General features: G+C 46.1%; 19 protein-coding genes and 1 riboswitch. Of the genes, 3 read left to right on the top strand and 16 right to left on the bottom strand.

Annotation, left to right across the window (positions count from 1 at the left end):
• Positions 1-9: 9 nt before the first annotated feature.
• From purK to GC102_RS00165, 6 genes are all read right to left on the bottom strand, one after another.
• Positions 10-1,188 carry a 5-(carboxyamino)imidazole ribonucleotide synthase gene (gene purK, locus GC102_RS00190; RefSeq protein ID WP_171687699.1) on the bottom strand — a complete coding sequence of 393 codons (1,179 nt, stop codon included), beginning with the start codon at positions 1,186-1,188 and terminating at the stop codon, positions 10-12.
• Positions 1,185-1,667, bottom strand: a complete 483-nt coding sequence (gene purE, locus GC102_RS00185; protein ID WP_171687773.1) for a 5-(carboxyamino)imidazole ribonucleotide mutase — start codon at positions 1,665-1,667, stop codon at positions 1,185-1,187. Before purE ends, purK begins: the two co-directional genes overlap by 4 nt.
• Positions 1,668-2,019: 352 nt before the next feature.
• Positions 2,020-2,121, bottom strand: a riboswitch (purine riboswitch).
• 748 nt (positions 2,122-2,869) lie between these two features.
• Positions 2,870-4,165 (bottom strand): dicarboxylate/amino acid:cation symporter, encoded by a 1,296-nt coding sequence (locus GC102_RS00180; protein WP_171687698.1) that lies wholly within the window; start codon positions 4,163-4,165, stop codon positions 2,870-2,872.
• Between the two features lie 28 nt (positions 4,166-4,193).
• A complete protein-coding gene (locus GC102_RS00175) occupies positions 4,194-5,618 on the bottom strand; it encodes an NAD-dependent malic enzyme (protein ID WP_171687697.1) in 1,425 nt (474 codons plus the stop codon).
• A gap of 127 nt (positions 5,619-5,745) precedes the next feature.
• Positions 5,746-6,462, bottom strand: coding sequence for a response regulator (locus GC102_RS00170; RefSeq protein WP_171687696.1), 717 nt, complete (start codon positions 6,460-6,462; stop codon positions 5,746-5,748).
• The gene (locus tag GC102_RS00165; RefSeq protein WP_281367607.1) at positions 6,440-8,038 is read right to left on the bottom strand and encodes an ATP-binding protein; all 1,599 of its coding nucleotides are present in this window, start codon (positions 8,036-8,038) and stop codon (positions 6,440-6,442) included. The genes GC102_RS00170 and GC102_RS00165 overlap by 23 nt, the downstream gene beginning before the upstream one ends.
• 116 nt (positions 8,039-8,154) lie before the next feature.
• Between GC102_RS00165 and GC102_RS00160 the strand changes: the two genes are divergently transcribed.
• Positions 8,155-9,231, top strand: coding sequence for a DctP family TRAP transporter solute-binding subunit (locus GC102_RS00160; RefSeq protein ID WP_171687694.1), 1,077 nt, complete (start codon positions 8,155-8,157; stop codon positions 9,229-9,231).
• 68 nt (positions 9,232-9,299) lie between these two features.
• Here the strand turns inward: GC102_RS00160 and GC102_RS00155 are convergent, their stop codons facing one another.
• The 5 genes from GC102_RS00155 to GC102_RS00135 all read right to left on the bottom strand — a co-directional run bounded on the left by GC102_RS00155 (position 9,300) and on the right by GC102_RS00135 (position 15,257).
• Positions 9,300-9,572, bottom strand: coding sequence for a Fur family transcriptional regulator (locus GC102_RS00155; RefSeq protein ID WP_171687693.1), 273 nt, complete (start codon positions 9,570-9,572; stop codon positions 9,300-9,302).
• A gap of 80 nt (positions 9,573-9,652) precedes the next feature.
• The gene (locus GC102_RS00150; protein WP_171687692.1) at positions 9,653-11,116 is read right to left on the bottom strand and encodes a catalase; all 1,464 of its coding nucleotides are present in this window, start codon (positions 11,114-11,116) and stop codon (positions 9,653-9,655) included.
• A 255-nt stretch (positions 11,117-11,371) separates the two neighbouring features.
• Entirely contained in the window at positions 11,372-12,295 is a 924-nt protein-coding gene (locus GC102_RS00145) for a polyprenyl synthetase family protein (RefSeq protein WP_171687691.1), read from the bottom strand.
• An 8-nt stretch (positions 12,296-12,303) separates the two neighbouring features.
• A complete protein-coding gene (locus GC102_RS00140) occupies positions 12,304-12,942 on the bottom strand; it encodes a response regulator transcription factor (RefSeq protein ID WP_171687690.1) in 639 nt (212 codons plus the stop codon).
• Entirely contained in the window at positions 12,939-15,257 is a 2,319-nt protein-coding gene (locus GC102_RS00135) for an ATP-binding protein (RefSeq protein ID WP_171687689.1), read from the bottom strand. Before GC102_RS00135 ends, GC102_RS00140 begins: the two co-directional genes overlap by 4 nt.
• A gap of 69 nt (positions 15,258-15,326) precedes the next feature.
• Between GC102_RS00135 and GC102_RS00130 the strand changes: the two genes are divergently transcribed.
• Together GC102_RS00130 and GC102_RS00125 are read left to right on the top strand one after the other, a co-directional pair.
• Positions 15,327-15,527: a hypothetical protein gene (locus tag GC102_RS00130; RefSeq protein ID WP_171687688.1), complete on the top strand. Its 201-nt coding sequence runs from the start codon at positions 15,327-15,329 to the stop codon at positions 15,525-15,527.
• Positions 15,528-15,773: 246 nt separating this feature from the next.
• The gene (locus GC102_RS00125) at positions 15,774-16,211 is read left to right on the top strand and encodes a hypothetical protein (protein WP_171687687.1); all 438 of its coding nucleotides are present in this window, start codon (positions 15,774-15,776) and stop codon (positions 16,209-16,211) included.
• Between the two features lie 71 nt (positions 16,212-16,282).
• Here GC102_RS00125 and GC102_RS00120 read toward each other — a convergent pair whose 3' ends face one another.
• From GC102_RS00120 to GC102_RS00100, 5 genes are read right to left on the bottom strand one after another with little or no spacing between them, the layout of a single operon-like run.
• The gene (locus GC102_RS00120) at positions 16,283-17,260 is read right to left on the bottom strand and encodes an aromatic ring-hydroxylating dioxygenase subunit alpha (protein WP_171687686.1); all 978 of its coding nucleotides are present in this window, start codon (positions 17,258-17,260) and stop codon (positions 16,283-16,285) included.
• A gap of 21 nt (positions 17,261-17,281) precedes the next feature.
• A complete protein-coding gene (locus tag GC102_RS00115; RefSeq protein ID WP_171687685.1) occupies positions 17,282-18,430 on the bottom strand; it encodes a BMP family ABC transporter substrate-binding protein in 1,149 nt (382 codons plus the stop codon).
• Positions 18,431-18,438: 8 nt separating this feature from the next.
• Positions 18,439-18,924, bottom strand: a complete 486-nt coding sequence (locus tag GC102_RS00110; RefSeq protein ID WP_171687684.1) for a (2Fe-2S)-binding protein — start codon at positions 18,922-18,924, stop codon at positions 18,439-18,441.
• Positions 18,917-21,280, bottom strand: coding sequence for a xanthine dehydrogenase subunit D (gene pucD, locus GC102_RS00105; protein ID WP_171687683.1), 2,364 nt, complete (start codon positions 21,278-21,280; stop codon positions 18,917-18,919). Before pucD ends, GC102_RS00110 begins: the two co-directional genes overlap by 8 nt.
• Positions 21,264-22,178 (bottom strand): FAD binding domain-containing protein, encoded by a 915-nt coding sequence (locus GC102_RS00100; protein WP_171687682.1) that lies wholly within the window; start codon positions 22,176-22,178, stop codon positions 21,264-21,266. The genes pucD and GC102_RS00100 overlap by 17 nt, the downstream gene beginning before the upstream one ends.
• Positions 22,179-22,194: the final 16 nt, after the last annotated feature.

Raw genomic sequence — 22,194 nt, 5'->3', positions numbered from 1 at the left:
TTCTTTTACTTACTTTTCCCAAATGCTTGTCTGTTCTATCCAAGTCAGTGCTTTCGCTACTTCGCTTGTCAGGAGATTGATGTGTCCCATCTTGCGCTTTTCTTTCGCTTCTTTCTTACCATATAGATGAACCTTCGCGGAAACGCCTAATTCACTGTGTTCCAGGAAATCAGGTCGGTCGATCAGTCCTTGCAGCGGTTCGATATGCTCACCAAGCAAATTGACCATCACGACAGGTGACAACAGCTCCGTAGAACCAAGCGGCAGGTTGCAAATCGCGCGAACATGCTGCTCGAACTGTGATGTCCGGCATGCTTCCATCGTGTAATGACCTGAATTGTGCGGGCGTGGCGCAAGCTCATTGACGTAAAGCTGTCCATCCTTCGTCAGGAATAACTCCACTGCGATCAAACCAATCACACCAAGCGAGTCTGCGATGCGTACTGCAAGCTCTTCAGCTTCCTTTTGCACCTGAGCAGGGATTCGCGCGGGAACGATCGATTGATGCAGGATGTTATGTACATGTATATTTTCAGCAGCGGGAAAAGCCTTTACCTCGCCACGTGGACTTCTTGCCGCAATCACGGATAATTCTTTGTCAAAATGAATGAATTGTTCGAGAACCAGCTCTGTTTTGGCGCGGCTGAGCGTTTCATAAGCTTCTTCCACCTCGTCCAGCGAGCGAAGAACCCATTGCCCTTTGCCATCGTAGCCGCCAGTTGCGGTTTTGAGCACGCACGGTGTCCCGAAGCATTCTGCCGCTTCACGCAAATCAGCTGCGCTGGTGATTTCAGCATATGGAGCCACAGGTACGCCTGCTGCTTCAATCGCTCTCTTTTCACGCAGACGATGCTGGGTCGTGTATAAAAGCTCACTTCCTTGAGGAACATAGGACTCATTCATTAATATGTTGGTCACATGCGCATCAACGTTCTCGAATTCGTAGGTGATGACGTCCGACAGGGCTGCGAGTTTTCTCGCCGCTTCAACATCGTCAAAATCCGCCTGAATTTGCTCATCCGCGACTTGACCGCAAGGCGCGTCATCCGTGGGGTCGAGCGTCACGAAGCGATACCCCATGTTGCGTCCGGCCAAGGCCAGCATTCGGCCTAGCTGCCCACCGCCTAAGATGCCGATGGTGCCGCCTGGCTTGATGACCTTATCGCTTATGTTTGATGCTTCACTCATAACAGGTCACTGCTTTCAATCACGGTCTGAGCAATTCGCTCGCGACGCGCTCTGACCTTCGCTTGCAGCTCAGGCTCGAATGCGCCCAGAATTTGCGCTGCCAAGAGGCCTGCATTCGTTGCGCCCGCATGTCCGATTGCTACCGTCGCGACTGGAATCCCGCCTGGCATTTGCACGATCGAGAGCAAGGAATCAAGTCCGTTCAGCGTGGACGTTTTGACTGGAACACCAATAACCGGAAGCTCCGTTTTGGCTGCTACCATCCCTGGTAGATGCGCCGCCCCTCCTGCTCCGGCAATGATTACTTGAATGCCGCGGCCTGCCGCCGAAGCTGCATATTCGAACATAAGGTCCGGCGTTCTATGCGCAGAAACCACCTTTTTCTCATAAGGCACTCCCAGCTCTTCCAACATGTCGCATGCGTGCTTCATCGTTTCCCAATCCGACTGGCTTCCCATTATTACACCAACACGTACCATCCTCACAAACCCACTCTCATATGGAAGTTTTAAAAGCCAACTTTGATAACGTAGTAACACAGGAAGTAATCTCAGCATCGAATCTTGAACGAAACCTGGGAAGTCCGGTACTCTCGTAGCCAGCTACGCTCCGTTCCTCCTTCACCATGTTTCGTCCAACCTTCTCGGTTCTGAAAGCTGACTTTTAAAACCTTCATTAATATAGAATCACTAAAATCAATTCAATAAAATCAAAAAACCAACCTTACTATCATGCCCTCGAACCCAAAAAACGCCCAGAGCTAGAATACATGATTCTATCCGCTGGACAGCAAAAGAACCGAATGCAAAAAGACCATCGTCTTCCTATGGTTTCCCTCATTCGCTTCCTCGTAGTCCAAAAATTCATGGTTTTTGGGTAGAAACTTTCAGGCCTTATCCCTGATTTTATACGAGTTGATTCGACATTTTCAATTAGTGCGGCTTCATTTCCCGCTTCCCTAGTTTACTACCAACTAACGTGCGATGTCAATTTCAAAAAACGAACAATTTTCGTCTAATTCTTTTGGATAGTTCGCTTTTTGGTGCATTTTCTATCATTTAAACGGTTTGCGACCTAAGATGAGATTCTCATCTTCTCTGAGACCACTTCTGTCAGTATAAATACATTCGAGAAGATGACGTTATATTTTTCGACAAGACCTTTATATATTACTTTTCTGCATAAAAATAAACAGCATACGCCCTCTTTGGGTGTGTTGTAAAAAGTGCAACAATTTCTGCCTAAATCTCGCCTATCTCCCTTCGTTGTTGCACAATGTACAACAATTTGGTCCTATTCAGGCCATTTCGTGACAAATCGGCTGAAAATGTTGTACAAACTGCAACTTCAAGTTGCAAAACAGCCTTATGGCATGTGAATTGTTGTATAAAATACAACAATGATAACCACTATAGCCCATTTGCCATCACGAAAGTTGAATGACTCTAAAACCGAATTTCAGAGTCCTGAATACCAGTTGTGAGGAGGCATAATGAATCAATCGACAGTCTCCAGGATACAACATACTTAGCTTGCCCAGAAGAAATCAAGGAAATTGTTGTATCACAAATCATTATACATACATCCACAATAATAAAAGAGGGCATTCCATTAAATGGAATTACCCTCTTTAACCCATTGTTTTTCAGGCAAATTTATCAGCCATCCTCAAAGAGTCACTCTACAAAGCCGGTGCTTCTTGTGCAGATGAAGTTTGAAGAGAAGTATCTTGATCTTTGACTTCTGGATTTGGATTAAACTGATTTTCACTTTTTGCAATGACAATTGTCGCTACGCTATTACCAATGATGTTCGTAATCGCTCTCGCTTCCGACATGAATCGATCTACCCCAATCAGAAGCGCCATGCCTTCAATGGGAATGACATTGTTCGGAATTGCGGCTAGTGTAGCCGCCAGTGTGACGAAGCCAGATCCGGTAATGCCCGCAGCACCTTTCGAAGTTAGCATCAGAACGCCCATGAAGGTCAATACCTGAATCCAATTTAGTTCTACACCATAGGCTTGTGCAATGAATAACCCTGCCATAGATAAGTAGATCGATGTACCGTCAAGGTTGAACGAATAACCAGTGGGAACAACGAGACCTACAACCGGCTTGGATGCGCCGAACTTCTCCAGCTTTTCCATTACGCGCGGCAATGCAGATTCAGAAGAAGATGTCCCTAATACAAGCAGCAGCTCTTCTTTAATGAATCTCAAGAGCTTAATTAAGCTAAACCCATACATTCTACAAATGGATCCGAGCACAATAAAGATGAACAATGCCATGGTTATATAGACGGACCCCATCATTTTACCGAGAGAAAACAATGAGTGTACACCGAATTTACCGATCGTATATGACATTGCACCAAAAGCAGCAATTGGAGAAAACTTCATAATGATTCCTACAATACGGAAGAAAATTTCATTCATTTTCTCTAAGAAATTCGTAACCGGTTTCACTCTGTCCCCAAGACCAGCCATCGCGAGGCCAAACAAGATAGAGAAGAATAGAATCGGCAGCATATCACCTTTGGAGAAGGCAGCCATCACATTATCCGGAACGATACTTGTAAGGAAATCGACAAAGCCGTGACTGCTTGCTGCCGCGTCTTTCGTATACTTCGCAACATCTGCAGCTTTCACACCAGCCGTGCTCATTCCTGCGCCAGGGCGAATGATGTACATGACAGCTACCCCGATAACCATTGCAAACGTAGTAATAATTTCAAAGTACAGCAGCGCCTTGCCGCCGATTCGACCTACTTTTTTCATATCCCCCATACCAGAGATCCCGATTACAATGGTAAAGAAAACAATTGGAGCAATGACCATCTTGATCATTTTCACGAACACATCGGAAAGAACTTTTAAGCTTTCCCCCTGGTGAGGGAAAAACTGACCGACCGCAATCCCGAGCACAATGGCTAACAGTACCTGCAGTGTTAGGTTTTTTCTAAGTTTCATTAGCATCGTATATCCTCCTTCGTCTCTATCTAAGCTAGGCTTGGACTTTCTCTTTGCGTCTTCTGGCGACCCCGTCTTCATAAGCCGCTTCTATAACTGCATCTCTCACTCGTTCCGCGACAGATTGATTAAACACACTTGGAATAATGTAATACTCATTCAACTCATCTTCTTGAACAACCGATGCAATCGCTTTGGCTGCTGCTAGCTTCATGTTCTCAGTCACTCTGGATGCCCTGCAATCCAGCAAGCCCCGGAACAAGCCTGGGAAGCACAGCACATTGTTGATTTGGTTCGGGTAGTCCGAACGGCCAGTAGCCATAACCCGCACATAAGGCTCTGCCTCTTCGGGGAGTATTTCAGGCGTTGGGTTTGCCATCGCAAAGACGATCGGATTTTCCGCCATCTTGGCGACGTCTTCTCTTTTAAGTACACCGGGACCCGATACGCCGATAAAAATATCTGCCCCTTCAATAACATCCGACAGCGATCCTTGAATCTGCTTCGGATTCGTATGTTCCGCGTACCATTGCCAAAACGGATTATCGTAAACGCCATCACGTGTGATAGCACCCTGTCGGTCGACACCGATAATATTTCGAACACCTGCAGCCATCAGCATTTTGGTGCAAGCCGTTCCTGCCGCGCCAACGCCGCAAAGCACGACTTTGCAATCCTCAAGCTTCTTGCCCACGATCTTAACGGCATTAAACAATCCTGCCAAAAGCACCACTGCTGTACCATGCTGATCATCATGAAATACGGGAATATCCAGTTCCTCGATAAGCCGTTGTTCAATCTCAAAGCATCTTGGTGCAGATATATCCTCTAGATTGATTCCGCCGAACGTCGGCGATAGCGCTTTCACGATACTTACAATTTCGTCAGTATCCTGTGTAGCCAGACATATTGGGAATGCATCAACACCAGCTAACTGCTTAAACAACATTGCCTTTCCTTCCATAACAGGCATAGCTGCTTCAGGTCCAATATTACCCAGACCAAGTACGGCAGTACCATCCGATATGACCGCGACTGTGTTGCGTTTGATTGTGAGTGTATGAGCAAGCGACGGCTTTTCGTGGATCGCCATGCACACCTTGGCAACACCCGGTGTATACACCCTGGAAAGGTCATCTCGATTTTTTATGGGGTACTTGGGACTCATTTCAATTTTCCCGCCCAAATGAAGCAGAAACGTTTGATCCGAAACATGAACGATTTTCACTCCCGCCAATTTGCGGATGGCCGCAGCAATCAATTCCGTATGCTTGTTATCGTATACATTGATCGTGATATCCCGAACCGTGATGTTTTTATCCGTTCTAACGACGTCAATCGCTATAATATCTCCACCTGCATCACTAATGGCCGTAGCCACACTGCCGAACGACGCGGTATCCTTATCCAATTCTAATCTCAAAATAATACTTGTATTAACTCCCGATGGGATTGACACGTTCTTCACCTCAAGCGATATTAGACTTTGTTGTATCTATTTCTGTTCTCATGATATCGCTTTCAAAAGAAGGCGTGAAGAATTTGACCATATTGGTACTTATGGTCTTTTTGGTCTTCACTTTGACTTATGATCTTTTATCCTCTGCCATCCATACATACCTGTTAATCGGGCGCCCAATCCCGCCATATTCAAGGTCTAACTTCACCTGCTTGTTCTTCTCTAGAAAGTCCAGATACCTACGTGCCGTAACTCTTGCCAATCCCACGCCCTCGGCTACTTCCTCAGCGGATAAGGATTTATGCTGCTGCATTAGAAACAGCATGACTTGTTTCATCGTCAGTGCTTGCAGACCTTTAGGCAAATCCATTTGCACACTAAACGTAGCTGATTCAGGAATTGGTTCTCCCCCGTTGTTACCATGTAATAATTGATCCAATTCAACTTGTGATAGTGTAGATTCTTTACCTAATCTACTCTTCATCATTCGGTAATTTTCCAGCGCCTCTCGGACCCGTTCAAACTTAAAAGGCTTCATGATATAGTCCACTGCTCCCTGATGAAGCATCCGCTGGATCGTTGGAATGTCATTAGCGGCCGTAATTACAATCGCATCTGTATTCAACTGTTCATTTCGAATCTGCTGCAGCAATTCGGTTCCATTTTGCCCCGGCATATAAATATCAAGAATAACGAGGTCTGGCTTCAAATCACGAACTTTCTCGATACCATCTATGCCATTGGACGCTGTCCCTATAATTTCAAAGCCGGGAACCCTCTCAACAAATTGCCTATTCACTTCAAGAACCATCGGATCGTCCTCAATCAGTACGACTCTGTACATGAGTTTCTTCCTCTCTTGTGTGCATGGGGAAAGTGAGAATAAAGCTCGTCCCCACGCCAACCGTAGACTCCACTTCCAGATGAGCCCTGCATTTATTCACAATATTATGGATTAAATACAAACCAATGCCCCTGCTTTCGCCTACATTTGTGGAAAAGCCTCGCTCAAACATGCGTTGTTTGGTTTCCTCACTCATGCCTTTTCCATTATCCTCGACCAAAATTGATAAGATATCATCATCCTGTTCAATGCTGATAAAGACCTCTTTCGTGCCTTCCTTCTGCTTCAGGGCATCAAACGCATTCTCAATCAGATTCCCCAAGATGACCACAATGTCGTGCTGATCCAAATTATCTGGAAATCGTATCAACCTGCTTGCTCGGTCCAAACGAACTTCAACGCCCAACTCTCTGCCGCGGCTTATTTTCCCTAAAAGTAAGCCAGCAGCGCTCTCATTGGCTATCTTGCTCGAGACAAAGCTGCTAAGCTCAGATTGCGCCTCCATCGTTTCGAATAAATAATCCAACGCCTTCTGCTTATGATCAAGTTGGATCAAACCACCGATGGTGTGCAGCTTGTTCATATATTCATGATTCTGTACACGAAGTGCATCAACAAATGCCCTTACTCCGGTCAACTCTTCAGCGATTTTCGTCACCTCAGAGCGATCCCGAAAAATAGCTACTGCGCCAACCGTTTGATGGCCTACTTTAATAGGAACCCGATTACTCAAAATATGAGCCGGACCAACATGCAGCTCTTGGTTGTAAATAGCATGATTGAGCTGTAATATTTCTGGAAGTCTCGTATCTGGCAGCACTTCCCGAATATGGCGTCCGAGTACTTCCCCTTCGACTTGAAGCATTTTTTTGGCGTTATCGTTAAATACCGTAATGTTTTCACGGCTGTCTATGGCAATAACGCCTTCATGCATCGCATTGAAAGTGGCGGTTCGCTCTACGAGCAGCTGGGCGATTTCCTCGGGTTCCAAGCGAAACATCTGCTCCTTAATGTGCCTAGAGAGCATCCACGAACCCAAAATACCAAAGAGCAAAGACAAAAATACCGTCACATAAATTTGCCCCCGCATGTCGAGAATGATCCCGGTAAGTCCCGGCACCAGCTTCCCCACCAATACGACACCTACCTGTTCGTGCTGCTCATTCATGACCGGAACGAAGGCTCTAAGCGCTGTCCCTTGTTCTCCTTTTGCCCTGGAAAGATACGTATGCTCGGCAAACGCAGCATGCTCGTCCTCCCCCTGCGAATGCTCTCCGATCCGGGAGGATGAAGGATGAGACCAACGAATACCGTTCATATCCATGACAACAATATAATCAACGTCATTAATGATCCGTAGACGTTCAGTGATCGGATTAATTTCCTGCCTTCTGCTCTGTTCCGTTAGCCCGCTGATAATTGAAGGCAATTGGGTAACCGTGCGCGCAGTAACAAGCAGTCTCTGTCCAAGCTCTTGTTCCTGTAAGTGAATCACACGGCCTATTAAAATGATACCGCCGATACATATCGCAAATAATACGATACCGAACGACAGGATCGTAATTTTCCAATTCATACGAAGACCCTTAATCTTCAAAGCCGATCACTCACTTTCTAGCTTATCGTTTATTTCTAAGATCCTCCTACATTATGTTACACTGAATTTACGATATAAAACAGCTGGGGGTCCGTATGAAAACGTTTGTCGGTATCACTATGTTTCTTTTAATCGGCCTCCTGACAGCGTTGGGATTCGGTTTCTCCTGGCAATTTAATAACGGGCCGCTCGTGGGTGATGATGAGCAGATCGGACTCGGCCGACAAACGGTCATTCGATTCAGCTTTAGTGTAGCGGAGAATACACCCAAAGGTTTAGCCGCTCAAGAGTTCGCCCGATTAGTTAAAGAAAAAACAAATGACACCATCAAAGTAGAGTTGTTTCCGAACAGTACTTTATACAATGAAACGGAAGAAGTTGCGGCTTTGCAGGGAGGCAGCATTCAAATGATTGCGCCAAGCTTCTCAAATATATCCGAGGTCGTACCTGAGTGGATGGCGATGGACCTCCCATTTGCTTTCCAAAATGAAGAGGCTGTAGAAAAGGCGTTCCGAGGCAAGATCGGAGATATCCTAATGCGCAAACTTGAAGAAAAAGGCATTATCGGTCTAAGTTTTTGGGCAAATGGCTTTCAGCAGATGACCTCGGGCCGCGGCATGCTCGTCCATCCGGAAGATTTTCGAGATTTGACATTTCGAATTCTTCCTAGCAAGGTTATTGAATCCCAATTTCGTCATCTGAATGCAAAGACAGTCCCCATTCCTTTTAACCAAGTTTACCGCAGTATGGAATCCGGTCTGGTAGACGGTGGAGAGAATACGATTTCGAACATCTACTCTAAAAAGATGTATCAAGTCCAAAAATATCTAACCATAAGCAATCATGCTTATCTAGGTTATGGCGTGCTAATGAATAAGGTATTTTGGGAGAAGCTATCCGCTGATCAGCAAAAAACGATTAATGAGGCCATGCAGGAAACGACGGTTTGGGCTAACCAAAATGCGATCGAGATCAACCGTAAACAATGGAACGAGCTGCAGAGGATTGGCCAGATGAACGTTCACCTCCTATCCAAAGAGGAACGGGATGAATGGCAGCAAGCGCTTGAACCTGTCTATGAAGAAGCTGGGTCCTATCTTAGTAAAGATCTTATGGATGCCGTGAACGAACTCAGACGCGAGAGCACTAAAGAGCAATCGGGGTTATACTAAAAAAAGGCGCTGCAGCGTGAGAAGAGACAATCTTATCTCTACTCACACTGCAGCGCCTTATCTATTATTTATGAACAAATTGCCGCTTCATATCGTAAGGAGGCACTGATAACAGGCAATTCATTAACTAAACCAAGCTGTTTAAATACATGCAAGCTGCTGTTAACCGTCATCGCATTCATATGAGGATACTTATCGATCAATGCTTCACATATGTCTTTGACCGTTGTGTAACTGCCCTGCTCATATAGAAACGTAAGTATTGCACACCGCTGCGGTGTTAAAGGTATGTTTTTGGCGCGCATTCGCTGCAGCGCTTGATTCAGATCATGTTGTACCATGATGGGAACCTCCTCTTCGTTTTATTGGCATTTAATTTATTTATTTATTTATTTATTTATTTATTTATTTATGATGACCATTAGCGGTTCAAATGTTGTAAGTAACCTGAAATATCTACGTTCAAGCCTGCTGCCAAGCTTTCTCCCAGCCCGCTATCGGCTCTGTAGAAATTGCAGATCGCCAGCAGCTTCGATTTCTCGTGAACAGAGGAGAGATCACCTACTAGATTCGAAATGAAATTGGCTTGCTCCTGCTCGCTGAAGCTGCGGAATGTGTCTCCGGCTTGTGCGAAATCATTCGTTTTCGCGATTTTTTGTCTAACAACAGTTCCATTGATGGGTGCTGTGCTGTCGCGGAATTCAGGCGCTTCTTTCGGTGCATCGGCATGACGAGTCGGCTCATAATTCACACTGCCAGGCTGCGGCTTCATTTGCATAGCGCCATCGCGCTGGTTATTTTGCACGGTTGCATAAGGGCAGTTCACCGGAATTTGCAGGTAGTTGGCACCGAGACGGTGTCTTTGTGTATCTGGGTAGGAGAAAAGCCGTCCTTGCAGCAGCTTATCTTCTGAGGGCTCGATCCCTGATACCAATACACTTGGCGCAAATGCTGCTTGCTCCACATCAGCAAAAAAGTTCTGTGCGTTGCGGTTTAACGTCATCGTCCCTACTTTTTGCAAAGGTATCAGATCTTCTGGCCACACTTTTGTTGGATCCAGCGGATCGAAATCGTAAGCATCCAAATCCTCAGGCTGCAGCAGCTGCACATGCAGATCCCATTTCGGGAATTCGCCGCGATCGATGTGGTCGTACAAATCTCTTGTCGCATGGCTGAAATCCTCGCCCTGAATGGCTGATGCTTCGGCTTTGCTCAAATTGCGAACGCCTTGATGCGGTTTCCAATGATATTTCACATACACATAATTCCCTACGGAATTAATCCATTTAAACGCATGAACACCGAAACCATTCATTTCACGATAATTCGCTGGTGTGCCATAGTCCGAGAATACCCAAGTCAGCATATGCGTCGATTCTGGTGTCAGTGACATGAAATCCCAATAGCGGTCGGGTGTCTGAACATTCGTGTCAGGCGCTGGCTTCAAGGAGTGAACCATATCAGGGAATTTCATCGCGTCGCGGATAAAGAAAACAGGCAGATTATTGCCGACTAGATCGTAATTGCCTTCTTCTGTATAAAATTTAACCGCGAAACCACGTGGATCCCGTGCTGTTTCAGGTGACCCTTGACCATGAATAACGGTGGAAAAGCGTACAAATACCGCCGTTTCTTTACCCGCTTCAGCTAGAAAGCCCGCTTTCGTATAGCGTTTCATTGAGTTCTCAACCGTAAAAGTTCCAAAAGCTCCCGCTCCACGCGCATGAACCACACGCTCCGGAATACGCTCCCGATCGAAATGAGCGATCTTCTCTAATAAGTGGTAATCCTCCAAAAGCGTCGGGCCATTCTGGCCTGCTGTCCGTGAGTTCTGGTTATCGCCTACAGGCGCACCCTGGTTCGTTGTTAGGTGGTTATGGGACATCTGCATTCTCCTTCGTAGGTAAGATTGTAATAAAATAGCACATCGCTTATTTATAATAATTATTATGTAATACCTATTTTATTTTAATTGAGAAGAGTTGTCAATAAGACTTTCTTTTCTAAGCAGTTGAAAAAAGGCCATTAAGTACACCGCACATGCAGGGAACTTAACAGCCTTCAAAACCATTTAAGCCAAAGAACCAATTGTCCACACTGCTCCCCATCAGTAATACATGAAAAGCGTGCGTTTGACCACCTAGTCCGCATCCAGAAAATCCTGATACGTCATTTGCTTAAACCTTTCTTTCCAAGGAGAGATAGCTTGCAAATTCTCATAAATCTCTTCCGCCTTTTGAATGCAAACAGATTGGACAATTCGGGCATATTCCATACATCCGGAATCATGAATCATTTGCAAAAAATCCTCTTTCTCTTCCAAAAGGAAATCTACGGTAATTTCACCCTCATAATAGGCCTTCAATTGGCTGAATGCCGTATCTTCAATGGAAAGTAAATACAACACAGGAAGCGTTCGTTTCCTTCCAATCAAATCGTTTTTCACATCAAACCGAATTAGATCTCTCATATCATTTTGAATTTGATGAATAAGGCCGATACAGTCAGCTAATTGATGAATCTGTTCAATCGTTTCTTCCGAGCATTCTAAAGAGGAATAGCCCATGAAACAGGCAAGCCGGTATAAGGAACCTGATTTCTCTTGCGTCATCATCAGATATTCATCTATGGTTGATATTGTATTGGTTACATCTTTTTGTTGGCCATTAATCGATCTCGAAATGATCTTACTTACCTCGACCAGCATCATATCTTTGACCTGTAAGTGCCCCAATTCACCTAACACTCCCATGAATAACGCCATAACAGCATTCAACGTAATGGCTTGTGGACATTGCATCCATGGCTTACTCCCTTGATCTTGATCCTGCAAATCATCCATAATATCCAAAGTGAGAATGACCAGTTCCGTCACCGCAGCAAGTCGATGAATGTGAGGCGAGTCTCCTCCTAACATCTTGTGCATGCAAATCGTGATCTTAGACCATGTACAGTTTTCTTTTTCTTTGTCATCTATAAAAGATTTAAGCAGAGTATTTAAATCTTCTACATAAATATAGTCATCAATAACACGATGCATATGCTGCTGGATGTCCTGCATCATTTCCTCCCCTAAACTTGCGTGTAATACTTGCTTTTAATAAACTTTTCTAGTGCTTCTGTTCTTGATTTGGCGCCCCATTTGTCGTAAATCTTACGTAAATAATTATCGACAGTTCGCTTGCTCATAAAGATGCGTTCTGCAATTTGATCGTGCGTCGCTCCCTTGACCAGCATGTTCATCATGAGTACTTCTTCCTCTTGTAACACACAGTCATCCTTCGTATATTCTCCACTTATTTGCATCTGGTGAAAGAAAGATAACGGCAGCATCGTATGGCCATCCAACATACAATTCACCATATTTTTAATTGTTCGTTCGCTCGACTCCTTCGATAGAACGCCGCTTACTTTGATTTCGATTAATTTATTTAAGATGCCCGTCACATCGATTCCCGTAAAAATAACAATATGCATATTCGGATAAATGTCCTTTAACTGAGCAGCGACTTCTGTGCCGGATAGATCAGGAAGTTGATAATCAAGAAATACGAGACCAGGCTGATGCAGCTCCACTTGTTCCAAGCATTGTTTGGCATTAGAGACAACGCCGATCACTTCAATCCCATCGATCTCTTCTAACAAAGATTTGGTCGCACGTGCAAATAAAGGATGATCGTCGACAACCAATGTCTTAACAACTTCAATCATGCGGAAATCACCTCCTCAGTGGGTATCGTAATGATAAACTTCGTTCCGTTTCCTTTTTGTGTATTGAGCTCAAAATGTCCACCCACGTGCAAGACTCTGCTTCTCATTTGTTCGATCCCCATGCCTGATGCGCCAATCTCCAGGTGAACTTCGTTACTGTCGTGAAATCCCACTCCGTTATCCTCATAAAATAACCAGAAACGAAAATCTATTTCCATGATATGGAACTTCACTTTGGAAGCCTGCGAATGTTTTTTTGCATTATTAAGCAGCTCTTGGACGATTCGGAATATATGCCGTTTCGTAAGCAAATCTTTGGTTTCGATGACAGCAGCATGTCCTGCTTGAAATTCAAGCTCAAATGGCGTTGTATATGACTCCTTTTCCAAGTACATCTTCAGTGTTTGAATCAGACCTACCTCTTTTAGCAAATGGGGATTTAACTCAAAGCAGCTTTGGCGAAGGCTGGCATTAATCATTTCCACAAAATTATTCATGTTTTTCAACTGTACCTGATCTTCTTGATGCATCGTTGACTTATCTGCGAGCGTGGATATTCTCCTTTTGAGAAAGAAAAGATCCTGCATCGTCGTATCATGAAGATCGCTAGCAATCCGAATTCGTTCCTCTTCCTGAAGTTCAAACATCACCTTACGAAACCATTGAATATCCTGCGCTGCGCTTTCACTAGGAAGCTGGGAAGCAAATTGGTGCAACCTGGCTGTTAACTTGCGAATCAAGTGGACATTCTCCAAGCTAACTTCCAAATAGGTCGTAATTAGCTGCAGCCACTGCCGCTCTTCCTTCGCAAGCAATGTGTTCGTCTTTTTGCGCGTCATAATCAAATAACTCGTATACTCTTCATGGCTATTCATCTCTATGCATGTATAAAGTGGATGATCGAGCAAGGATGACGAGTTTACAAGCTGCTGAACTTCTGAAGTATCTATTTCCCCTTCGTAAATGATCTCGGTATCGTTCTTATACTGGAACACAATAGCTCCACCCATCACCTGAAGTGTACCAACAATATCCACGAGGATGATCTCTTTCAACTCACGGAAACTGGAAATGGTCCCAAGATTTTTGGAAATTTTCTTCAAAGCAAATTGCAGGGCGTATTTTCTTGGGAACAAAAACGGTTCAAGCCGCGTTGTCCAATACTCGGCTGCATACAGAACCGACGAAACAAGAATAATGGAACCAATGAATATGAATAAAATTTGTTTATCATCTACTTCTTGGCCAAATAAGAAAACATACGCCCCTGTAAACAGGCTGACGGGAATGATCGCCATTAAACTAGCGAACATAAAACGCCTGATAACAAGCCCGATATCATACAACTGATTGGAAGCAATCAAATAGGCAAATGAAATGGGGAAAACCAAAATAAGCCCGCTTGTATACCTTCCATTTAAAATTTGTTGTCCCGTAATTAGTTGAGGAAGTAAGGAGAAGCAGATGGCCGGTAAAAAAGAGATCAACAATGACAACCATACACTCTTAATAATGCTCGACACGTAGGATTGTTGTTTTCGAACTTTAGCATGCAGAAATGTCAAAACACTCATATTGAAAACAAAGCCAATAATGAAAAAGACTAAGGTTACGGAGCCATCATAACGAAACACCTTGGCCATCGGAGGATAAAAGTATAGGCTTCTTATAGCAAGTGCTATGATTACGATGGCATACAAATATTTTAAAATTCGAGTTGGCAATTCCATATTGCCTTTTTCCTTGAAAAAGATAACTAAAAAATGCAAAAAGATAATCGGCAGAGCCATCATAAAGCTGGCGATCAACAGCTTTCCAATAACATCTCCCCTTACAGAGGCACCCAGACTCATATAAATGATAGCCATGGTTAGAAAAACAGCAGCGAGCAGCTTGGCTGATGGAGAACGGCGCATTTTCATAAAAAGCAAAACAGCCATGAACAGACAAACGCCTTCCTCTACTAACGGAACCATATCGTAGAAGGTAGTGCTATTCCTGTTTACCACTATTTCGTACTCAAGCCCGTCTCTTGAAATCAGTAACGAGCGAGCTTTCTCTATCGCTTTCCATTTTTGAATGGTCGGAGATTCATCAGGAAGCTTGCCATCCACTTGCTTGACGATATCCCCAAGCTTGAGGTTTAGCTTTGCACTCGCGCTTTCCGGAGTCATCTCCTGGATCACCCATTGTTGTTGTGGAGTCAATTCGACATAAACCCCGATATAAGGGAAATGAAAGGTAATGAACGAGCACCAAATCTGCAATACAATGAAAATTGACACACACAACCCTATTGCATATTTTTTTCTCATCCACCATCATCCTCCATTTATTTGCTATAATACATGTGTAGTCCAATCGTATAAGAAAGAAGTGATCCTATGCCGGTCATCCAGTTAACCCCGAAATTGCAGCAAGCCGTTCACATGTTAAAACGTAACGAATTGCGCGAAGATGCAAGCCCTTTCTTAACTGAGCTATCGTTATCTAAAGTAGAATCTGCCGCAGCGGTTAGAACCTTTAATCGTCCAGCAGAGGCTAGGCAGAAAGATCTAGTAAAACTCGCAGGTGATTGGTGGTAAACTCTAGTATTATTTTACCAAATTAAAAAAGGATTGTATAATTAGCCTCCCGCTAATCATGCAATCCTTTTTTTCGTCTTCATGCATTTCTTTTTGCATGTTTTACACAAGTACGAAAAATAGGTTGAAATCAGTGAAATGATTTATGTGATGCCCTCGAAACAAGTTAACTTTATGATAATAAGTATATATATGGAAAACCACACTTGATTCTTTGTATGGATGAGAAGAAAGGAGTTCAACGGTATGAAAGATAAAATAATGAGCCGATGGAGTACCTATGAGCCCTTCTATATCGAACTAGCTGATAAAAAGATCGTCGATATTGTCATCACAAATCATGCCCATAGTCGATGGACCACTCGTGTGGAAGGTGAACAAACAAAGCTTGAGGATATATGTAAGTATTTGTGGGATAAGCTTAAGAGTGGCAAAATAGCACCGTACTACCGCAAGGAAGAAGAAGTATACGTTATCGACGATGATTTACTAATGGTCGTACAATTTACTGAAGTAGAGAATGAAACCGATCTGACTGGCAAACCCTTACATAGAATGATTGTCATCACCTTCCTCGGATTTATGTCTAAAACCATGGAATTGCGTGACTTACGAACCTATTATTCTTGGCTGCGCCATTCCAGAAGAATGACGCTAATGAAGAATAATAGGAAAAAAAGATAATCCGGAAAAAAAGCGCTGCGACGCAGGGGAGAAGAACTACTCCCATGCGCCGCAGCGCTTTAATTTAACCCCTAAGCCGTCCCAAAGGTGACGCCCAGCTCCCGAAGCCGCTTGCGGTACGCGATGCTCAAGCGATCTGTATTCAGATGCAGCTCCGCCTGAAGATCGAGCGGAAGCAGCTCTGGCTTCTGGTTTTCGACCATCTCACGATCCTGCTCAATGAGCAGATCCTGAAATTGAACGAAAACCTCGTCAGGTTCCTTATAAGCATAGTTCCTCTGCTTCAACATGAACGCTTTGCTCATCTGCTCCGTTTCAGGCAGCACCATCAAGAACAACCGAAAGATATGATCCGTATCGCGATCTCTTTTGGTAAATGCGACACAGAGCGGACCGAACACTTCATATACATATCGACTATGTACGCCGCGCCCCGTTCCATCCGGATCGGGTTGATAGACGACGATTTCCTCTGAAGTAAGGACACCGTCCTCCTCGTAAACCTGATAATCCCCAATTTCGGCAAATTCACTATTACCAAGCAGACCTTCATGTACAAACATCAAGTGGGATACATCGAGGAAGTTCTCTATGATACGAGGTCCTGCAGCTTGCAGAATGTAAGGTCCCATGATGACTTCTTTGAAGCCGTCAGGGATATACGCACTCACTTTTGGCAGAGAATGAACCGGTGTACCTAAGCTAACCCAGATGAAACCGTGTGCCTCTACACATGGGTAGACGAACGCTTTCGCCTTGGAGGGAATTGCTCGATCCGCGGGCAGAGACGGAATTCGCGTACAAGTACCGCAGCCGTTGTAGGACCAACCGTGGTAAGCACAGACGAGTTCATCCCCCTTCACTTTGCCCAGCGATAACGGTACTCCCCGATGAATGCATAAGTCCTTGAAGGCGTGAACACCTTGCGAAGTACGGAATACAGCCACTTTTTCACCTAACACGATGACAGGTATAGGCTTTTCTAACAGATCTGACGACAACAACACCGGATGCCACTCGTCAATCAAAGCAATATCTTGTATCGTCATCGTCCTAACGTCCTCTCCTACTTATTTAGGAATGACACCTTTAATGCCCTTAACAAACCAGGTTGTACCCAAAATCTCTTCGTCTGTCATCTTTTTACCCTGTTCAAAACGCGTCTTGCCATCTTGATCCACGATAGGTCCTTGGAATACTTCGAAGGTACCGTTCAAGATATCTTGCTTCTTCTTCTCAACAAGAGCTTTAACGTCGGCTGGCACATTTTTACCTAGAGGCGCTATATTTGTAATGCCTTCTTTCATGCTTCCGAAATACGAGCTGGATTTCCAAGTCCCATCCATGACACTTTTAACAGTCTGCACATAGTAAGGTCCCCAGTTCCATTTCGGGTTAGAAATATACGTCTCAGGCGCAAATCTGCCCATATCCGAATCGTTTCCGATCCCCCACACCTTGCGTTCCGCTGCCGCTTGAATACTTGCAGGTGAATCTTGGTACGCAGCCAAAACGTCAACACCTTTATCCAGCAAAGAAATCGCAGCTTGCTTCTCTGTCGCCGGATCGAACCAAGTATTGCTCCAGACCACAGACACATCAATGTCCGGATTAACGCTTTGTGCGCCAAGGGTAAAAGCATTAATGGTATAAATAACTTCTGGGATTGGGAATGCACCGACATAACCCATGTGATTGTTCTTGGTCATTTTACCTGCTGCCATACCTACGAGATAAGCACTTTGGTATTCGCGCCCCATATATGTTCCTAGGTTAGGCAGTGTTTTATAGCCAGTTGCGTGTAGGAAAGTGACCTTCGGGTGCTTTTGAGCTACATTATACATCGGGTCCATATAACCAAAAGACGTTCCGAAAATAATATCGTTCTTCTGTGCTAACTCTTCAAAAACACGCTCCGCGTCAGGACCTTCAGGTATATTTTCAACCGTTGTCGCTTTGATGCCGAGCTCTTTTTCCAACATTAAACGGCCTTGATCATGCTCATAGGTCCAGCCTCCATCACCGGGAACTCCGATATAGACAAAGGCGACTCTAGGCAGCTTTTTTTCCACTGATGACGGTGTTGCATTGGCAGCTTGGGTTGAAGCAGGGGATGCATTAGGTGCGGTCGTGGTGCTAGTCGTAGTTGATTGTCCAGAGCAAGCGGTTAGGATCATAAGTAAGATAGCTGTTAAGGAAAACGTCCATTTTTTTGTCATAATGGCTTCTACCCCTCTCTTTTTATCGACAAACCACATCTTTCTACAGCTCTGAAAATGCCTTCATAGCCCGTGCATCGGCATATATTGCCGCACAGCGCCTCTTCGGCCTCCGCCCTAGTCGGGGTAGGATTCTTTTCCCATAAAGCCGTAAGAGTAACGATCATACCCGCCGTACAATAACCGCACTGCAGCCCTCCTTCCTCTAACATAGCTTGCTGAACGGGATGCAGTTCTTCTCCTGCCGATATTCCCTCAATGGTCGTTACTTCCTTACCCGCCGCTTGATAAGCCATGAGCAGACACGAATTAACGGGTTTACCATCAAGCAGTACCATGCAGGCGCCACATCGTCCAATCTCACAAGAAACTTTGGTTCCTGTTAAAAGCAAGTCATCGCGCAGAATATCCGACATCCGTTTGGAAGCAGGAACCGGTACCGCGACAGCCTTACCGTTAATGGAACATTCAAGCACATAAGTTGTATTAATCAATGGCCTCCACCCCTTCTAACCAGTCGATGGACTGCACGATGTTTTCCGGTGAAATCGGAAGTCGATTTACCCAAATACCCGTTGCTTGCCGGACCGCTGCGGTAATGGCCGGGGCCAAACCGACGGAACCGATTTCGCCAACCCCACGCGGGCCAAATGTATCACCCTCTGGCAAATCTTCGATCGCTTCTACCCGAATGGTATGAGGGCTATCCTTGAAGGTAGGAACTAGGTACGTGTCCAAGTTATGCCGGACGTAATTGCTGTCCTTCATGACGGCATCCTCGGTCAACGTATATCCCAGCGCCATCACGCTGCCGCCCTCGATCTGTCCGAGGAACCCCATCGGATTAATGACAGGACCTGCTGCAATGACGTGATCGGTTTGCAGCACCTTCACTCGCCCCGTCAGCATGTTCACTTCCACTTCCACGATGACGGATGCGTAGGAGTATAAATAATGAGCGCCGATCAGGCCTTCCGGCGTCGTCGGGTAGTCGAACTCCGTATGCGCGACGATCGGCTTGGCTGCTGCCTCTGCAGCCTCCGCCAACTCCGCATACGTCACAACCGGCATGCCCGATTCATCGCCCTTGCGATGAATCCCGCCTGCGCCGGTTGCCAGCTCTTCGGCTGCGAGGCCGACGAGTGCAGACGCCTGCTGAAGCAGCGCCTGCACGAACGGCGGCTTCAGCCGCTGCAGTGCGCGCCACATCATCGTGGTGGCGCGTGAAGCGGTGCTGGATCCGCTGCTCGGCACGCGATCCGTATCGCCGATGACGATGCAGATGTCCTCGGCGGCGCAGCCGAAAAAGTCTTGCAGCATCAACGTGAGCGCTGCGTAGAGCCCTTGCCCGAACTCCTCGAAGCCGAAGGAGGCCTGGATCTTGCCCTCCGGCGTAAGCTCGATGCGTCCGCCGGAGTGATCCGGGATGCCTAGGCCGAGCCCGGCGCCGTGCATCACCATAGCTGCGCCGACGCCTCGGCGGAGCCACGGGGCTTGATCCTCGCCCTTGTCATCCCGCTCTTCAGCCTGCAGCCTCTCCGCTTGATCTCGCTGCTTCTCTCCCTCGCCTTCCCGCTCCAACTTCCCGCGATTCGCCCAGAGCGGCGACTCCTTCACCTTGCTCCACACTTGGTTCGCGCCCTCGGTTTGCACAATCTTCTGCCCCATCGGTCCCGGGTCGCCTGAAGCGCGCAAGTTCAGCTTGCGCAGCTCCCAAGAGTCCATGCCTAACTTCTCAGCTAATCGCTCGATTTGGCTCTCAACGGCAAAAATCACCTGATTGCCGCCGAAGCCCCGAAACTCACCGGATACACCGTTATTCGTATATACACTCATCCCCTGAACATCTACATTCGCGATGTTATAGGGTCCTATCGCATGTTCCGTTGCAAAATTCAAAACCTCACAACCCAAGGTTGCATAGGCGCCTGTATCAGCAAGAATGCTGACTTGATGCGCGACGAGACGTCCCTCTTGATCCACGCCGGTCTTCATCCTAATCCGCATAGGATGCCGTTTGATGCCAGATATGACCGATTCACGACGTGAATTGTGCATTTTGATCGGAGATCCCGTCTTTAATGCCATCAGGGCACCGAAGGGCTGCACATTGAGCTCATCCTTACCGCCGAACGACCCGCCAATCGGACTAGATACTACCCGAATTTGCTCCTCAGCCATCCCTAGAATCCTTGACAGCTGCATCCGATCCTTGTAACCATGCTGCGTCGGCGAGTAAACCGTCAATCGGCCGTCATCCTCTGGGATAAACAAGCCGCCTTCCGTTTCCATATAGGTGTGCATTTGACGAGGTGTAAAATACGTCTCCTCAACAAGATGTGCACATCCCTCGAACGCCGTTTCTGCCTCCCCATGCTTTAAGCTGGTTCGATGAAGCAGATTGCCATCGGGATGCAGCCTAATCGCACCCGCATCTAGCGCCGTTTCTGGATCATCTACAACAGGCAATGGCTCATAAACAACCTCAATCAGGCTAAGCGCATATTCAGCGATCTCTTCCGTGTCCGCAGCTACCGCCGCCAAAGCGTCCCCAATGTAACGAACGCGATCATGACAGAACACAGGCTGATGCGGGAAGGCAATGCCGAATAAATTCATCCCAGGCACATCCTCTGCCGTTACCACGACGCGCACACCCGGTGTCATTATCGCCTTGCTAATATCGATGGAAAGAATCCATGCATGAGGGTAACGACTGCGAAGCACTTTCCCATGCAGCATGCCGGGTGCTGTTAAATCCGTGAGATATCGGAGCTTTCCGGTTACCTTCTCTTCACCGTCAGGTCGGATAATCCACTTTTTTGCATACGTATCACGACCTAGGAGCATCCGCTCCGCCCCCTTTTTGCCACGCTTTATAGCATTCAGAAACGATGAGATTAGCCGCTGTCTGCTTGCGATAAGTAACACCAGCATAATCATCAGCCACAGCATCAAATTCCGCGAATACTGCCTTATGCAGATACTTCAGAAGCTCCTTGGATAAAGGCTGGCCGATGGCAGCGGCTTCCTGCTCCTTAAACCTTGCTGGAACAGCGCTTCCTCCACCCGCAGCTATCGCAATGCTAGTAAGGGTTCCATCCTTTCCTAGAGACAGCCTTCCAGCTACCGTTACAACCGATGGGGTGAACGCTTCTCTTCGTCCCACCTTCAGATAAAACTCATACTTACTCTCCTCTTCCAACGGAACCGCCGATGGCACCACGATACCTGTCATTACCTCGTTCTGAGATGAAATAGGACTTTCCAGCCACTCGGTCAGCGCCAGTGAACGTTCATTCTGTCCATCCGAGCAAATGATTTGGGCATCCATGACAAGTAATACAGGAATGAGATCCCCCGTTCGTGACATTACGTTACCTCCGATAGAGGCTAAATTCCGTACAGAGGGCGCTGCGATCTCAGAGCAGGCTTGCACTAAGAGTCCGCATCTTTGCCTAACCAGCTCATTCTTCATCAAATCTGCTAAACAAACAGCTGGCCCTATATGAATGTGTCCAAGAGAATCCACCGTTAATCCCGATAGCGATGAGATATTACCAAGGCTAATCAGATGCTGTGGGAGCGGTGAAATACCGTTTTCCCAGCGAGTGCGGAGCCAGGTGCCCCCAGCAATGAGTACCGAGTCATCTCCCCATTTATGCTTCATGCGCATGGCTTCCGCTACACTCGTAGGCTGCCATACTGAAGGCTGCTGCTCTGGCAACTGGTAGAAAGGAACTGACATGTACAACCCTCCTTAA

It is taken from the genome of Paenibacillus germinis, from assembly GCF_013141785.1.
GTDB classification, from domain to species: domain Bacteria; phylum Bacillota; class Bacilli; order Paenibacillales; family NBRC-103111; genus Paenibacillus_E; species Paenibacillus_E phytorum.
The sequence above is the reverse complement of the archived record's forward strand: the minus strand, read 5'-3'. Positions and strand labels throughout refer to the sequence as shown.

Coding starts and splice junctions, on each gene's coding strand:
- purK (WP_171687699.1), bottom strand. CDS start 1,188: ATGAGTGAAGCATCAAACATAAGCGATAAGGTCATCAAGCCAGGCGGC.
- purE (WP_171687773.1), bottom strand. CDS start 1,667: ATGGTACGTGTTGGTGTAATAATGGGAAGCCAGTCGGATTGGGAAACG.
- GC102_RS00180 (WP_171687698.1), bottom strand. CDS start 4,165: ATGCTAATGAAACTTAGAAAAAACCTAACACTGCAGGTACTGTTAGCC.
- GC102_RS00170 (WP_171687696.1), bottom strand. CDS start 6,462: ATGTACAGAGTCGTACTGATTGAGGACGATCCGATGGTTCTTGAAGTG.
- GC102_RS00165 (WP_281367607.1), bottom strand. CDS start 8,038: ATGAATTGGAAAATTACGATCCTGTCGTTCGGTATCGTATTATTTGCG.
- GC102_RS00160 (WP_171687694.1), top strand. CDS start 8,155: ATGAAAACGTTTGTCGGTATCACTATGTTTCTTTTAATCGGCCTCCTG.
- GC102_RS00155 (WP_171687693.1), bottom strand. CDS start 9,572: ATGGTACAACATGATCTGAATCAAGCGCTGCAGCGAATGCGCGCCAAA.
- GC102_RS00150 (WP_171687692.1), bottom strand. CDS start 11,116: ATGTCCCATAACCACCTAACAACGAACCAGGGTGCGCCTGTAGGCGAT.
- GC102_RS00145 (WP_171687691.1), bottom strand. CDS start 12,295: ATGATGCAGGACATCCAGCAGCATATGCATCGTGTTATTGATGACTAT.
- GC102_RS00140 (WP_171687690.1), bottom strand. CDS start 12,942: ATGATTGAAGTTGTTAAGACATTGGTTGTCGACGATCATCCTTTATTT.
- GC102_RS00135 (WP_171687689.1), bottom strand. CDS start 15,257: ATGAGAAAAAAATATGCAATAGGGTTGTGTGTGTCAATTTTCATTGTA.
- GC102_RS00130 (WP_171687688.1), top strand. CDS start 15,327: ATGCCGGTCATCCAGTTAACCCCGAAATTGCAGCAAGCCGTTCACATG.
- GC102_RS00125 (WP_171687687.1), top strand. CDS start 15,774: ATGAAAGATAAAATAATGAGCCGATGGAGTACCTATGAGCCCTTCTAT.
- GC102_RS00120 (WP_171687686.1), bottom strand. CDS start 17,260: ATGACGATACAAGATATTGCTTTGATTGACGAGTGGCATCCGGTGTTG.
- GC102_RS00115 (WP_171687685.1), bottom strand. CDS start 18,430: ATGACAAAAAAATGGACGTTTTCCTTAACAGCTATCTTACTTATGATC.
- pucD (WP_171687683.1), bottom strand. CDS start 21,280: ATGCTCCTAGGTCGTGATACGTATGCAAAAAAGTGGATTATCCGACCT.
- GC102_RS00100 (WP_171687682.1), bottom strand. CDS start 22,178: ATGTCAGTTCCTTTCTACCAGTTGCCAGAGCAGCAGCCTTCAGTATGG.